Source organism: Allobosea sp. 67-29, from assembly GCF_001898115.1.
Taxonomy (GTDB): Bacteria; Pseudomonadota; Alphaproteobacteria; order Rhizobiales; family Beijerinckiaceae; genus Allobosea.
Genome location: NZ_MKSQ01000029.1, coordinates 147,517 through 161,824, shown reverse-complemented (window position 1 = coordinate 161,824; position 14,308 = coordinate 147,517). Strand labels below are relative to the sequence as shown.

The window sequence follows — 14,308 nt, the reverse complement described above, 5'->3', positions numbered from 1 at the left end:
GTCGAGCGCCGCGCGATTGCCGGCGACCGGCGCTCCTACGCCATGCATCTCACCGCCGAGGGGCGCCGGCTCGCCGAAGCCGGCATCGCCATCCAGCGCGACTTCGTCTCGAAGACGCTGGGCAAGCTCGCGCCCACCGACCTGTCGGAGCTCGACCGGCTCGTGGTGCAGTGGCGCGATCTCGCTCGCGCCGCCGATGCCGGACAGGAGCCCGAGTGAGGTCGCCATGCCCGAACCCATCGACCTGACGGCCTCGGCCACCGCGTTGCGCGCGGCGCTTCTCGCCCGCCGCTTCAGTGCCGCCGAGTTTCTGGAAGCTACGTTCGAGCGCATCGACGCGCTGAACCCGCGCCTGAATGCCGTCGTCGCGCAGGACCGCGAAGCGGCGCGCGTCACGGCGAAGGCAGCGGACGAACGCATCGCCAATGGCAGCCCCCGCCCCCTCGAAGGGCTGCCGATCACGATCAAGGACGCCTTCGACGTCGCCGGCCTGCCCTCCTCGGGCGGGCTGCCCGCCTATCGCGAGCGCATTCCGAACGAGGATGCGGCGGCCGTCGCGCGACTGCGCGCCGCTGGCGCGGTCATCCTCGGCAAGACCAATGTCCCGGTCTTCTCCGGCGATTTCCAGAGCTACAACCCGGCCCATGGCGTGACCAACAATCCCTGGGACGAGGCGCGCTCATCCGGCGGCTCCTCGGGCGGCGCGGCCGTCGCCGTCGCGACCGGGATGAGCGCCTTCGAACTCGGCTCCGACCTCGGCAGCTCGATCCGCTGGCCCGCCCATGCCTGCGGCGTCTTCGGCCTGAAGACGAGCTGGGGACTGGTTTCGACATGGGGCGCGATCCCGCCGCCGCCCGAGCGGCGCACGGCGCGCAATGTCGACCTGATGGTCGCCGGTCCGATCACCCGCGCGGCCGAGGATCTCGACCTGATCCTTCCGGTGATCGCCGGGCCGCGCGATGCGGTCCGCCCTGCCCCCTCCTTGCCGCCGCCGCGCAGCACGGGCGCACGGGGCCTGCGCGTCGCACTCTGGGCCGACGACCCTTTCGCCCCGGTCGACCGCGAGGTCTCGGCGGCAGTGCGCGAAGCGGCCCGCAAACTCGCGGAGGCGGGTGCCGTCATCGACGAAACGGCCCGGCCCTCGGTCGGCTTCGCCGAAGCCTTTGAGGTCTATGCGCTGCTGAACCATGCCGTCGTCGCCTATGGCCTGCCGCCGAAGATCCGCGCTCGCATCCAGGCGCAGGCCGCGCGCTACAGCCCAAACGATCTCTCACATCAGGCGCTGCAGGCCCGCGGCGCCCGGATGACGCCGGGCTTCTATCATCAGCTCGCCCAGCGTCGGCTGGCGCAGAAGCGGCAATGGGCACGCTTCTTCTCCCGCTACGACGTCGTGCTCTGCCCGCCCGCGCCGGTCGCGGCGATCCCGCACGACCACGGGCCGGACATCCATGCTCGTCGGCTGATCGTGAACGGCGAGGAGCGGCCCTATCTCGATTTCCTGCTCTGGGCCGCGCCCGCGACCGGCGCGGATCTGCCGGCGCTCTGCGCCCCGGTGATGCGCTCGCGCGACGGCCTGCCGCTCGGCGTCCAGATCATCGCGCCCTTCGGTGAGGACCGCACGGCAATCGCCGTCGGCGCCATGATCGAGGAGCGCGGCGGCGGCTTCGTGCCGCCGCCGCTAGGCTGACGCGCGGGAGCAAGACCGGACGCACGCAGCCCATCGTCGGCCGACCGCGCGAAATTCATGCGCGGACGGTGTCTCCCGCCGCGCCTGAAGCCCGGCGAAGATGGCTCTTACAATTCCGGGCGCCCTGCAGCAGAGTCTGCCGCCCCCCGCGTCAAAATCGCTCAACATTTGCGGGCACGTCGGCTTAGAGTGGTCAATATCTTAAACAGGGACCGGGAGCCCAACATGCTGTCGAATCTGGCCGTCAGGGATATCGAGACTCTCGTTCATCCCTACACCAACCTCGCCACTCATCGCGAAACCGGCCCGCTGGTGCTGGAGAGCGGCAAAGGCATCTATGTCTACGACACCGCCGGCAAGGAATATATCGAAGGCATGGCGGGTCTCTGGTGCACCGGCCTCGGCTACTCCAACCAGGAGCTGATCGAGACCGCCACCGAGCAGATGAAGAAACTGCCCTTCACCCACATCTTCGGCGGACGCAGCCACGACCCGGCGATCGAGCTCGCCGAGAAGCTGAAGGAGATCGCCCCGGTTCCGATCTCCAAGGTCTTCTACGGGGCCTCCGGCTCCGACGCCAACGACACCCAGGTCAAGATCGTCTGGTATCTCAACAATGCGCTCGGCCGCCCGCAGAAGAAGAAGATCATCTCGAGGCTCAAGGGCTATCACGGCGTCACCGTCGCCTCGGCCTCGCTGACCGGCCTGCCCAACAACCATATCGATTTCGACCTGCCGCTGCCGGGCATCCTGCACACCTCCTGCCCGCATCACTACCGCTTTGCCGAGCCGGGCGAGAGCGAGCAGGATTTCTCGTCGCGGCTGGCGGCCGAGCTGGAGGAGATGATCCTGCGCGAGGGGCCGGACACGGTCGCCGCCTTTATCGCCGAGCCGGTGATGGGCGCCGGCGGCGCGATCACCCCGCCCGACGGCTATTTCGAGAAGATCAACGCCGTCCTGGCGAAATACGACATCCTGTTCATCTCGGACGAGGTCATCACCGGCTTCGGCCGCACCGGCAAGATGTTCGGCACCGAGACCTACGGCATGGCGGCGGACTCGATCTCCTGCGCCAAGCAGATCACCTCGGCCTATTTCCCGCTCAGCGCCGTGATGATGAACGACAAGATCTATGACGTTCTCGTCGACCAGAGCCGCAAGATCGGCACCTTCGGCCATGGCAACACCTATGCCGGCCACCCGGTCGGCTGCGCCATCGCGGTCAAGACGCTGGAAATCTACCAGCGCGAGAAGATCGTCGATCACGTCGCCAAGGTCGAGCCGACCTTCCTCAGGCGCCTGAACAAGCTCGCCGAGCATCCGCTCGTCGGCGAGGCCCGCGGCATCGGCCTGATCGGTGGCGCCGAACTGGTCAAGGACAAGCGGACCAAGGCCTCCTTCGAGACCAAGAGGGGTGTCGGCGCGAAGGCGGTCTCCTTTGCGCTGCAGGAAGGCCTGATCACCCGTGCCATGGGCGATCGCCTCGCCTTCTGCCCGCCGCTGGTCATCAACGAGGCCGAAATCGAGGAGATGTTCGACCGCGCCGAGCGTGCACTCGACAAGACCCTGGCCTGGGCCAAGGCCGAAGGGCTGCTCGCCGCCTGACATCCTGGCTGCAACGGCAAGAGACGGGCCGGATGCTGCGCATCCGGCTCTTTTCGTTTCGTTCAGCAATGTGGCGAGGCGCTGCGCCGCCGCCACGAACAAATCACGATCGCGCCCTGTGGCAGACCCGATTGCCCGTCAACCTCGCAACTGTCGGCAGGAGAGACCCGGCCGGCACGGGACAATCAGCGAAGTCAGGAGCCATGATCCATCTCGACGCGCGTTCGCAGACGCAGGCCCGGAGAGGTTTTCACGATGCCACGGCGCGTGAGACCTACGCATCGCACTTTCGCCCTATCGCGATTCAGGCGGTCGCGGCCGGAACCAGGCGCAGCCCTCAGGCGTTGAAGGATACGGAAGGGGCACGCAAGACGGCTTTGCCGGGCGTACTCCGACACGGTTTCGACGACTGAAACCTCCTCTTATTCGAGACCCGCTTTCTAGACCCAATACCTGACCGGCGCGGAGCTTCTCCCGCCGGTCTTTTTCTGCGCATTTGCAGGCTTCGAACAGAAACGGCGGATGCCGATGGCACCCGCCGCGCGAGTTCGCGAGGGCGTGGGGGCTTCAGACGACGACCACCTTCGCGCCGACCGGCACGCGGTTGAACAGATCGATCACATCGATATTGCGCATCCGGATGCAGCCAGACGACGCCGAGCGGCCGATCGTCTCGGGCTCGTTGGTGCCATGGATGCGATAGAGCGTGTCGTGGCCGTTCTGATAGAGATAGAGCGCCCGGGCGCCGAGCGGGTTCTCCGGCCCGCCATTCATGCCGCCGGCGACCGGCTTCAGATGCGGCCAGCGCTTCACCATCTCGGCCGGCGGCGTCCACCGCGGCCACTCCGCCTTGCGCTGAACCACGGCCTCGCCGGTCCAGCCATAGGCTTCGTCGCCGGTCGCGACGCCGTAGCGGATCGCCTTCTTGTTCGGCAGGACGAGGTAGAGGAACTTCTGCTTGGTATCGATATAGATCGTACCGGGAGGCTCGCCGGTCGGATCGGCGATCTCGTAGGGGAGATAGGGCAGATAGGTGTCGAACTTCGGAACCAGCGCGATATATTCGGCATCGCGGGCCGACAGCGCCGGCGCGCTCACGCTCTTGTACTGGCAGGCACCGAGCAGCGCCGACACGGCCAGAGCGACGAAAACGGTCTTCTTCATAGCCTCCACCCGCGCGACCCTAAGGCAGCCAATATGATGAATCGATCGTTAACGCTTCGTATCGCCGGCAGGCGGCCGCAAGGCTCGGGAGGCGATGGTCGGCAGGACTAGGCTCCAAACCGCCATGGCGCAATCTTGTTCCGCCGCCTGCAGACGCTCTCGCCACAAGCGTGGCAAAGTGGACACGGTTTTACTGTGGAATGCCCCTGCGATCGGATAACTGCCCTTGACGACCCTGCTGATCACCCACCCAGCCAGCCTGCTCCACCTCACGCCGGCGGGCCATCCGGAACGCCCTGACCGTCTCCGTGCCGTCGAGCGCGCCCTCGAGGACGAGCGTTTCGCGTCGCTGATTCGGCTGGAGGCGCCGCTCGGCACCTTCGAGCAGGCCGCGCTTTGCCATTCGCCCGCTCATCTGCAAGCGGTCCTTTCCGCGGCCCCCAAGGAAGGTCTCGCGCATCTCGATGCCGACACGACCATGTCTCCCGGCACTCTGGAGGCGGCGCTGCGCGGGGTCGGAGGTGCGGTTCTGGCGGTCGACGAGGTGATGAGCGGCAGGGCGCGTTCCGCCTTCGTCGCGACCCGCCCGCCCGGACACCATGCCGAGCGCGAGCGCGCCATGGGCTTCTGCTTCTTCAATCATGCTGCCATCGCCGCGCGCCATGCCCGCCAGATCCACGGGGCGGAGCGGGTTGCGATCGTCGACTGGGATGTTCACCACGGCAACGGCACGCAGGACATCTTCTGGGACGACGCCAGCGTCCTCTATGCCTCGACGCATGAGATGCCGCTGTATCCCGGCACGGGCGCCCCCTCCGAGCGTGGCATTCATGGGAACATCGTCAATGTCGCGCTTGCGCCCGGCGACGGCTCCGACGAATTCCGCGACGCCTTCGAGATCGGCATCCTGCCGCGCCTCGCAGCGTTCCAGCCCGAGCTTGTGATCGTCTCGGCCGGCTTCGACGCGCATTGGCGCGACCCCCTCGCGGACATCAACCTCCGCGAGGCCGATTTCGCCTGGGCCACCAGGAAGCTCATGGAGATCGCCGAGCGCCACGCCGGCAACCGCATCGTCTCGGTTCTCGAAGGCGGCTATGACCTCGACGGGCTGGCGAAATCGGCCGCCGCCCATGTCGCTGCGCTGATGGGCGCCTGAGCGCCGCGTCACTCCAGAGGCTGCGTCTCGGCGATCTCGATGCCGAAGCCGCTCAAGCCCACGAAGGAGCGCGGCGACGACGCCAGGTTGACGATCGACGCGACGCCGAGATCGCGCAGGATCTGCGCGCCGAGCCCGACCTCCCGCCATTGCTGGCTGCGCAGCGCGTCGGAACCCGCGTCCTCGACGCTCTTGATCGGCACGCCGGCCGTGCCGTCGCGCAGATAGATCAGCACGCCCCGCCCGTCCTGCTGGAAGCGCCGGAGCGCGCACTGGATCGAGCCCGCCCCGCCGAGCACGTCGGCGACGACATCGGCACGATGCAGCCGCGCCGGCACCTTTTCGCCATCGCCGAGCTTGCCCATCACGAAGGCGAAATGCTGCGTGTCGTCGAAGGGGGTGACGTAGACATGCCCGGTCATCTCGCCATAGGCCGTCTTCACCGGGAAGGAATGCACCCGCTCGACCAGCTTCTCGCGCAGCTGCCGATAGGCGATCAAGTCCGCCACGGTGATCTGCTTCAGCCCGTGTTTTTCGGCGAAGGCGCTGATCTGCGCGCCCTTCATCACCGTGCCGTCGTCATTGGCGAGTTCGCAGATCACGCCGACGGGCGGAAGATCGGCGAGCTTGCACAGGTCGACGGCCGCTTCGGTATGGCCCGAGCGCATCAGCACGCCGCCATCCTTGGCGATCAGCGGGAAGACATGGCCAGGCCGGACGAAATCAGTCGCGCCCATATTGCCGTTGGCAAGCGCGCGCACGGTGTTGGTGCGCTGCTCGGCCGAGATGCCGGTGGTCAGCCCGTGCTTGACGTCGACCGTGATGGTGAAGGCGGTGCCGAGCGGCGCGTCGTTCGAGGACACCATCGGATCGAGCCGCAGGCGCCGCGCCTCGCTCGCCGTCAGCGGCGCACAGACGATGCCGCAGGTGTTGCGGATGATGAAGGCCATCTTCTCCGGCGTGCAGAGCGAGGCTGCGACGATGAGGTCGCCCTCGTTCTCGCGATCGTCGTCATCGGTGACGATGACGATCTCGCCGCGGGCGAAGGCTTCGATGGTCTCGGTGACATTGTTGAACATGGCAGCCTCGCGCGGCCCGGACAGGCCGAGGAAATCATTCGGGGTAACGGAACCGCCCGTGACGGCGGCGATACGCTCGGCGCTTTCCCGCGAGATCCAGGCAGCCGGATCGTTGCACAGTGCCGTCACGCTGGCCGGCGACAGGCCGACCTGCTTGGCGAAGGCGCTGCGCGCGATCTTGTTCTGCCGGAGCCAGGCGTCGAGCTTCATGCCCGAGATATAGGGCAGCCCCATTTCAATGACAATGAAGCTGCCGACAACTTTCAGTACAACTGAAATTCAGTTCCGTCGGCATGCCTCGGGGCCATAGATGGCGTCGCGAAGCTCGACCGTAAATCGCCCGGACATGCCCTCGAAGGCGGTGTTGGTCAAAGCCACCACGCTGAGCCGCGCTGCGGGATCGACGAACCAGTTATGGCCATAGACGCCGCCCCATTGCAGCGTACCGGAGGATTGCGGTGTGCCGGAGGCCTTCGGATCGACCAGCACGGCCCAGCCATAGCCGAAACCCCAGCCGGGTCCCTGCGTAGCCGCGTCGGCCGCGATCTGCGGTGCCGCCATCCTCTCGACGGTACCGCGGCTCAATATTGACGCTCCCCCGGTGCGCAGAGCTTCGAGCAAGCGCAGGAAGTCCGGTGCGCTTCCGGTCATGCCAGCCCCGCCCGACGCATAAGAACCGGGATCGAAGACGCGGCTCGGCGAGAAACGGACCGCGCCTCCAAAGAGCGGGATGACATCGCCATCCTTGATCCGCACCGGCTCGGGACTGCCATCCGCATAGGGAACGGCCAGCCGCGCCGTGTCGCTGACACCGAAGCCGGTATCCGCCATCCCCAGCGGGCCGGTGACGAGACGCTCGATCAATGCCGGCAGCGTCTCCCCGGTTGCCGCCTCCATGACGCCGCCGATCACGTCGATGCCAAGCGAATAGCGCCAGCCCTGCCCCGGCGGGAAAGCCAGTGGCGCCCGCCCCAATCTTCGCAGGTTCTCAGCGAGAGTGAGGCCCGGCTGGTCCAGCCCATCCGAAATATCGAGGTCGTGATAGGGGCTACCGACGGGCTCGAGCAGGCGATAGCTCAAGCCGGAACTATGCGTCGCCAACTGGTGCAGGGTGATCGTCGGGATGCTGCCATCGGCAAGGCGTGGGCGGAAATTCGGCAGGTAGCGCGTGACCGAGTCGCTCAGTGAGAAGCGGCCTTGCTCGACCATGCGCATGAACGCCGCCATGACGATCGGCTTCGACACCGAGGCGAAGCGGAAGATCGCGTTCTCGCTCATCGCCTTTCCCGCCTCGCGGTCGGCGAGCCCGGCCGCGCGGCGATAAATGATCTGGCCGTCGCGGGCGACGAGCACCACCGTGCCGACAAGCCTCTTTTCCGTGATCGCCCGCTCGATCACCGCATCCAGCCGGGCGGGCAGAGCCACATCGCATGATGGTTCGGCCAGCGCGGACCCTGAGACAAGCCCGAAAAGCGCCAGAAGGAGGCTGCGCATGAGAGGGGTCTTCCTATATAAAGAGCGATCGCTCCTGAATACCCGAGAGCGGCCTGAATTTCTAGAGTGATCATTGTGAAAAATTCGATGCCGGATGCTGATCCTCGCGTTTCGCGCCCTCGCGGCAGGCCGCGCTCTTTCGATCGCAAAGAGGCGCTTGCCGCGGCGGCAAAAGCCTTCTGGCATCTCGGCTACGAAGGCGCTTCGATCGTGGATCTCACCGGGGCGATGGGCATCACGCCCCAGAGCCTCTACGCGGCGTTCGGTTCGAAGGCCGAGCTCTATCGCGAAGCCATTCTCTGGTACCGCGACGAGATCGGCCATCTGACGCAGGAAGCGCTGGCCGATCCGGACGTGATCCGCGCCTTTGAGCGGGTTCTCGCCGTGTCAGCCCATGAATTCACGCTACCCGGCCGGCCGGCGGGCTGCATGATCTCCGCCGCGCTGCTGGTCTGTGCACGGGAGAACCGGGCCGAAGCCGACCATGTCGCGGATTATCGCGCCGCGACCATCGCGCTGTTCAAGGAGCGCCTGTTGCGAGGGGTCGCAGAGGGGCAGATTCTGCCCGACATCGATGCCGACGCCCTCGCCCGCTACTATGGCGCCCTCATTCAGGGGTTCACGGTGCAGGCGCGCGACGGTGCAAGCGAAGCAGATCTGCTCCCGATAGCCCGGCTCGCCGGTGCGGAGCTTGCCCGATACCGGGCTTCAGCTCACTCCTGAAACGGCCAGCGCGGCTCGATCACGCCGACCTGCCCGCGATGGCGCAGATAGTGGTCCGCCAGCACGCAGGCGACCATCGCCTCGCCCACCGGCACGGCGCGGATGCCGACACAAGGGTCATGACGGCCCTTGGTGAACATCTCCGCCTCTCCGCCGGTACGCGTGACCGTCGCGCGCGTCGCCAGGATCGAGGAGGTCGGCTTCACCGCGAAGCGCGCCACGATCGGCTGGCCGGTCGAGATGCCGCCGAGAATGCCGCCGGCATGGTTGGAGAGAAAGAGCGGGTGCCCGTCATTGCCGGCGCGCATCTCGTCGGCATTCTCTTCGCCGGAGAGCTCGGCCGCGCCGAACCCTTCGCCGATCTCGACGCCCTTCACCGCATTGATGCTCATCAGCGCGGCGGCGATCTCGGCATCGAGCTTGGCGTAGATCGGCGCGCCCAAGCCCGCCGGCACGCCCTCGGCGACGATCTCCAGCACCGCGCCGATCGAGGAACCGGATTTGCGGATGCCGTCGAGATAGCTCTCGAAGAAGGCGGCGGCCTTGGCGTCCGGGCAGAAGAACGGGTTGCGACCAACCTCCTCCCAGTCCCAATTCGCGCGGTCGATCTTGTGCGGCCCCATCTGCACCAGCGCGCCGCGCACCACCATGCCCGGGACGACCTTACGGGCGATGGCGCCGGCCGCGACGCGCATCGCCGTCTCGCGCGCCGAGGAGCGGCCGCCGCCGCGATAGTCGCGGATGCCGTATTTGACGTCATAGGTGTAGTCGGCGTGGCCGGGCCGGTACTTGTCCTTGATGTCGGAATAATCCTTCGAGCGCTGGTCGACATTGTCGATCATCAGCCCGATCGAGGTGCCGGTCGTCACCTGCACGCCGTCGCTCTCGCGGGCGAAGACGCCGGAGACGATGCGGACCTGGTCCGGCTCCTGGCGCTGCGTGGTGAAGCGCGACTGGCCCGGCCGGCGGCGGTCGAGATCGCCCTGGATGTCGGCCTCGGTCAGCGGGATCAGCGGCGGGCAGCCATCGATGACGCAGCCGATGGCCGGGCCATGGCTCTCACCGAAGGTGGTGACGCGGAAGAGATGGCCGAAGCTGTTGTGCGACATGGGAGCCTGCGCGAAAATCTGGGCAGGTCTTAGTCCGTGCCGGGACCGGCGGTCAAACGACCACCGCGTCCCCTCAATGCGCGGCCGCTTTCGCCGGCACGGCCGGCGCACCTTCCCAGCGCGTATGCGCCGGGAGGTTCTCGCCCTTCATGATCACCGTAAGCTGGCCGATCTGGGCGTAGTCGCCGACATGGGTGTCGTAGAGCACGGTCGCGCCCGCCCCGACGCAGACGCCCTTGCCGAGCCTGACCCGGCCGACCTTCATCACCCGGTCCTCGTAGAGATGGGTCTGCAGCGCCGAATGGGCGTTGACCGTGCAGAAATCGCCGACCTTGATGCAGTCGAACTCGGTGATGTCCGTCGAGTCGAGCCAGACGCCCTTGCCGTATTTCGCGCCGAACAGCATCAGGAACCAGGGCAGGAACGGCGTGCCGCGCAGATAGTCGAACAGCACCTTGCCGCCGAGGCCCCAGTACATCACCGCGACCGCCTCGGTGCGCATCGCCCACCATGACCACATCGGCTTCATCACCGGCTTGTAGACGCCCATCATCAGCCATTTCACGGCAGCGCAGATCACCGCCTGCACCAGGGCGATGAGGACGGCGACGCCCATGAAGGAGGTGACGAGGCCGAGCCAGTCGCCTTCGTTGATCTTCTGCTGCAGCACCATGTCGACGGCGATCGTGCCGAAGGTGATGAACAGCATGGACGGGAAGGAGGTGTGCAGCGCCTCGAAGACGCCGCGCCCGAATTGCTTGGCGAAGGAGGGCTTGTAGGTCCAGTCGGCGCCGAGATCGACTTTCTGCCGCGTCGGCAGCTTGATCGGCGGCGAGCCGAACCAGGTATCGCCGGCTTGCATCCGGTCGTTCGCCGGCGGCTTCGACTTGATGCCGATCAGCACCCGGTCCGGGATGACGGTGCCGGGCGGGACGACGGCGTCGTTGCCGACGAAGACCTGCTCGCCGGTGCGCGTCTCGGCCAGGCGCATATAGCCGCGGCGCATCTCCTCGTCGCCGAAGACGACCTCGTCGGCGATGAAGTTGCCCGCACCGATGCCGGTGACGTCGTAGCGGCCGGAGAGATTGGTCGAGATCTCCGCGCCCTTGCCGATGCGCGCGCCCATCAGCCGGTACCAGGCGCGCATGTAGATGGTGGCGAACAGCGAAGAGAGCGTCTCCAGCGTCACTTCCGTCGCCAGCGCCACAGTCCATTTGCGGGCGTAGAAGCCGGAATGGATCGAATAGGAGCCGGTGGTGACGCGCGGCAGGATCGCCCAGCGCAGCGCCGCCATCAGCAGCACGGTGAAGGCGATCAGCCCGATCGCGGTCGGCCAGGTCAGGATCGGCAGGAACCAGAGATAGCTGATGTCGGTCCAGCCGGCGATCCAGTAGTCGATCCTGTCGAACAGCCAGAAGGCCGGAAAGATCGGCAGCAGGCTGACCGGCGGCAGCACGATCAGCATGAGCACGTAGAAGGCGGTCATCAGCGCGCGCCGCGCCGGCGAGGCCTCGGCCTGCGGCGGCAGTGCGGCGAGATCGACCGTGCCGACCTTGCGGCCGGGCGAGCCGTCCCAGATCTCGGCCTCGCCGACCTGGGTGCCCGGCGCAATCGAGGTCAGGTCGCCGATCTCGGCATGGTCACCGACGATGCAGCCATGGCCGAAGACGACGGAGGCACCGGCCGAAACGTCCTTGCCGATCCGGATGCGGCCGATGACGAGCTTGTCGCCGATGGCCTCGCCATTGGCGAAGGTCGTCTTGGTGCCGAAGCTCGCGCCCTCGCCGATCTCGATCAGGTCGATGGCGCCGGCCTCGTAGTCGGAGAGGATGACGTCGCGCCCGACCTTCGCGCCGAGCAGGCGCCAGTAGAAGCGCATCACCGGCGTGCCCTGCAGCCATTTGATGTGCACGAGGCTGGCGACGCGGGCGGCGAACCACCAGCGGAAATAGTAGACGCCCCAGAGCGGATAGACCCCGGGCTTGGTCCGCCCCAGCACGATCCATTTCAGCGCGATGGCGATGAGTCCGGTCACGGCGATGATCGCGACATAGATGCCGAGCAATGCGCCGATCTGCCCGGCGAGCGAGAGATCCTCGCCCGATACGATCATGTAGGTGACGAAGACGCCGAGCCATTGCGCGGTCGAGAGCCCGATGATGACCGGCAGCACCGCCGCCTGCGCCAGCCCGCAGAGGAAGCGACGCAGGAAGGGCGGCGGCGTGAAGGACAAATCCTCGCTGGCGGCAGCGCCCCGCTCGTCGAGCAGTTCCGCCATGGCGCGCAGGGTACGGGCCCCGTAGACGTCCTGCAGGGTGATGCCGGCATAGGTCGGCGTCTCGCGCACGATCGAAATGAAGCGCGCCGCGAGCAGCGAATGCCCGCCGAGATCGACGAAGAAGTCGGCCTCGAGCGGCAGGCTTGCCGCACCGAGCACGCGCTTGGCGGCTTCGAGCAGCGCCGCTTCCGTGGCATTGCGCGGCGGCTCCTGCTCGCCATCGGCGCTCGGCGCCGTCAGCGGCGCCGCCTTCAGCATCTTGCGGTCGACCTTGCCCGAGACCATGCGCGGCAGCGAGCCGACCGCCTCGAAATGCGCCGGCACCATATAGGGCGGCAGCTTCTCGCGCAGCGCCGCCTTCAGCGCCGGCCCGTCGACGCCGACGCCCGGCTCCGGCACCACGAAGGCGACCAGCCGCTCGATGCCGTCATCCGAGCGCAGAACGACGGCCGCCTGCGCCACGCCCGGCTCGTCGGCGAGCTTCGATTCGATCTCGCCCAGCTCGACGCGGAAGCCGCGGATCTTGATCTGGTCGTCGATGCGGCCGTGGAAGACGATGTTGCCGTCGCCGTCGAGGCTGACCGCATCGCCCGAGCGGTAGAGGATCGGATCGTCGGCATCGGCGACGCCGAAGGGATTGGCGATGAACTTCTCGGCCGTGAGCTCCGGGCGGCCGTGATAGCCCTTGGCAACGCCGGGACCGCCGATCAGCAGTTCCCCCTGTTCGCCCGGATGGACCAGGCGCAGCTCCTCGTTGACGACGTAGGCGGTGTAATTCGGGATCGGCCTGCCGATCGTCACCGTCTCGCCCGGCACGACTTCGGCTGCGGTCGCGACGACCGTCGCTTCGGTTGGCCCGTAGGTGTTCAGGATTCGCCGGCCCGGCCTAGACCATTTCTGCACGATCGCCGGCGGCAGCGCCTCGCCACCGAGCAGGATGAGGCGCAGCGACGGCACGTCGGAGGGCAGGATGCCGAGCAGTGTCGGCACGGTGTCGATGATGGTGACGCCGGCCTCGTTCAGGATCGTCGGCAGCTTCTCCGCATCGCCCATCATCTCGGGCGAGGCGACGAACAGCGTCGCGCCGACGAGATAAGGCGTCCAGATCTCCTCCATCGACAGGTCGAAGGCGACCGAGGCGCCCTGGAAGGCGATGTCGTCCGGCCCGAAGCCGTAGAAGGCGTTTCCGGAGCGCAGGAAATGGCAGATGTTGCGGTGGCTGATGACGATCGCCTTCGGCGTGCCCGTCGAGCCCGAGGTGTAGATGAGATAGGCGGGGTGGTCCTTGGTCAGCCCGGCCGCGCGGGCCGGCGGCTCGACATCGTCGGCGGCGGCGGCCAGCGCCTCGGGCGTCCACACCGTCCGCTCCGTGTCCTCGGCACGCGCGGTCCAGCCGGCGCAGGTGACGATGCCCTTGGCGGCGGCGTCGTTCAGGCAGGTGGAGATGCGTTCGACCGGCGCTTCCGCATCGAACGGGACCCAGGCCGCGCCCGCGCGCGTGATCGCGATCTGGGCGATGAGCAGGTCGATGCCGCGCGGCATCCACAGGCCGACCAGGTCGCCCGGCCCGACGCCGGCGAGGTGCAGGCCCCGTGCCTGCCGCCCGGCGGCGGCCCAGACCTCGGCATAGCTCAGCCGGCGGGTGCCGTCGGTCAGGGCGGCATGGTCCGGCCGTTCCGCGACGGTCGCGGCGAAGATCTCGGCCAGCACCTCGTCGCGCAGCAGATCCGGGCGCTTCTCACCGGCCAGCATGGCCAGCGGATTCGCCGCCGCGTCCGTCGCCACCGACAGCTTGCTCATATCGTTCATGGCGCCCCGCTGCGCTCGACGGCCGACCGATGGCGGGAGGTTTCGACCTCCGCATCCTTCATTCGCACCTTGTCGCGCACCTTTAAAGAAACCCGGAATCGTCGTCCTGATGACCACAGTATCCGGTCGAGCCCCCCGGCCGGGCAAGCCGCCGCTCCACGCGGCCCTGCTAGCACATTCCCCCTGCCAAATCACCCGTGAACC

10 protein-coding genes and 1 pseudogene are annotated in these 14,308 nt (G+C 67.3%); 6 read left to right on the top strand and 5 right to left on the bottom strand.

Features of this window, described 5'->3' with window-relative positions; genetic code table 11:
- The 4 genes and pseudogenes from BGO20_RS23580 to BGO20_RS23565 form a co-directional block, all read left to right on the top strand.
- A pseudogene (locus BGO20_RS23580) lies at positions 1-219 on the top strand (MarR family transcriptional regulator); the annotation flags it as partial.
- Positions 220-226: 7 nt separating this feature from the next.
- Positions 227-1,687 (top strand): amidase, encoded by a 1,461-nt coding sequence (locus BGO20_RS23575; protein ID WP_291664356.1) that lies wholly within the window; start codon positions 227-229, stop codon positions 1,685-1,687.
- A gap of 225 nt (positions 1,688-1,912) precedes the next feature.
- Positions 1,913-3,292: an aspartate aminotransferase family protein gene (locus BGO20_RS23570; protein WP_291664355.1), complete on the top strand. Its 1,380-nt coding sequence runs from the start codon at positions 1,913-1,915 to the stop codon at positions 3,290-3,292.
- 203 nt (positions 3,293-3,495) lie between these two features.
- Entirely contained in the window at positions 3,496-3,705 is a 210-nt protein-coding gene (locus tag BGO20_RS23565; protein WP_291664354.1) for a hypothetical protein, read from the top strand.
- Between the two features lie 154 nt (positions 3,706-3,859).
- Here the strand turns inward: BGO20_RS23565 and BGO20_RS23560 are convergent, their stop codons facing one another.
- Positions 3,860-4,456, bottom strand: a complete 597-nt coding sequence (locus BGO20_RS23560) for a L,D-transpeptidase (RefSeq protein ID WP_291664353.1) — start codon at positions 4,454-4,456, stop codon at positions 3,860-3,862.
- Between the two features lie 226 nt (positions 4,457-4,682).
- On the opposite strand from BGO20_RS23560, the gene BGO20_RS23555 reads away from it, so the two are divergent.
- A complete protein-coding gene (locus BGO20_RS23555) occupies positions 4,683-5,612 on the top strand; it encodes a histone deacetylase family protein (protein WP_291664352.1) in 930 nt (309 codons plus the stop codon).
- 8 nt (positions 5,613-5,620) lie between these two features.
- Here BGO20_RS23555 and ribB read toward each other — a convergent pair whose 3' ends face one another.
- Entirely contained in the window at positions 5,621-6,901 is a 1,281-nt protein-coding gene (ribB, locus tag BGO20_RS23550; RefSeq protein WP_291664368.1) for a 3,4-dihydroxy-2-butanone-4-phosphate synthase, read from the bottom strand.
- Between the two features lie 69 nt (positions 6,902-6,970).
- Positions 6,971-8,185, bottom strand: a complete 1,215-nt coding sequence (locus tag BGO20_RS23545) for a serine hydrolase domain-containing protein (RefSeq protein ID WP_291664351.1) — start codon at positions 8,183-8,185, stop codon at positions 6,971-6,973.
- A gap of 66 nt (positions 8,186-8,251) precedes the next feature.
- Here BGO20_RS23545 and BGO20_RS23540 point away from each other — a divergent pair, with 66 nt between their 5' ends.
- The gene (locus BGO20_RS23540) at positions 8,252-8,908 is read left to right on the top strand and encodes a TetR/AcrR family transcriptional regulator (RefSeq protein WP_291664350.1); all 657 of its coding nucleotides are present in this window, start codon (positions 8,252-8,254) and stop codon (positions 8,906-8,908) included.
- Here BGO20_RS23540 and aroC read toward each other — a convergent pair.
- Positions 8,899-10,017, bottom strand: a complete 1,119-nt coding sequence (aroC, locus tag BGO20_RS23535) for a chorismate synthase (RefSeq protein ID WP_291664349.1) — start codon at positions 10,015-10,017, stop codon at positions 8,899-8,901. The two genes, BGO20_RS23540 and aroC, sit on opposite strands and share 10 nt — an antisense overlap.
- Before the next feature lie 73 nt (positions 10,018-10,090).
- Positions 10,091-14,104, bottom strand: a complete 4,014-nt coding sequence (locus BGO20_RS23530) for a Pls/PosA family non-ribosomal peptide synthetase (RefSeq protein WP_291664348.1) — start codon at positions 14,102-14,104, stop codon at positions 10,091-10,093.
- Positions 14,105-14,308: the final 204 nt, after the last annotated feature.

Bases quoted from the DNA above. Each gene is read 5' to 3' on its own strand.
- BGO20_RS23570 (WP_291664355.1), top strand. From the start codon at position 1,913: ATGCTGTCGAATCTGGCCGTCAGGGATATCGAGACTCTCGTTCATCCC.
- BGO20_RS23545 (WP_291664351.1), bottom strand. From the start codon at position 8,185: ATGCGCAGCCTCCTTCTGGCGCTTTTCGGGCTTGTCTCAGGGTCCGCG.
- BGO20_RS23575 (WP_291664356.1), top strand. From the start codon at position 227: ATGCCCGAACCCATCGACCTGACGGCCTCGGCCACCGCGTTGCGCGCG.
- BGO20_RS23560 (WP_291664353.1), bottom strand. From the start codon at position 4,456: ATGAAGAAGACCGTTTTCGTCGCTCTGGCCGTGTCGGCGCTGCTCGGT.
- ribB (WP_291664368.1), bottom strand. From the start codon at position 6,901: ATGAAGCTCGACGCCTGGCTCCGGCAGAACAAGATCGCGCGCAGCGCC.
- aroC (WP_291664349.1), bottom strand. From the start codon at position 10,017: ATGTCGCACAACAGCTTCGGCCATCTCTTCCGCGTCACCACCTTCGGT.
- BGO20_RS23565 (WP_291664354.1), top strand. From the start codon at position 3,496: ATGATCCATCTCGACGCGCGTTCGCAGACGCAGGCCCGGAGAGGTTTT.
- BGO20_RS23530 (WP_291664348.1), bottom strand. From the start codon at position 14,104: ATGAACGATATGAGCAAGCTGTCGGTGGCGACGGACGCGGCGGCGAAT.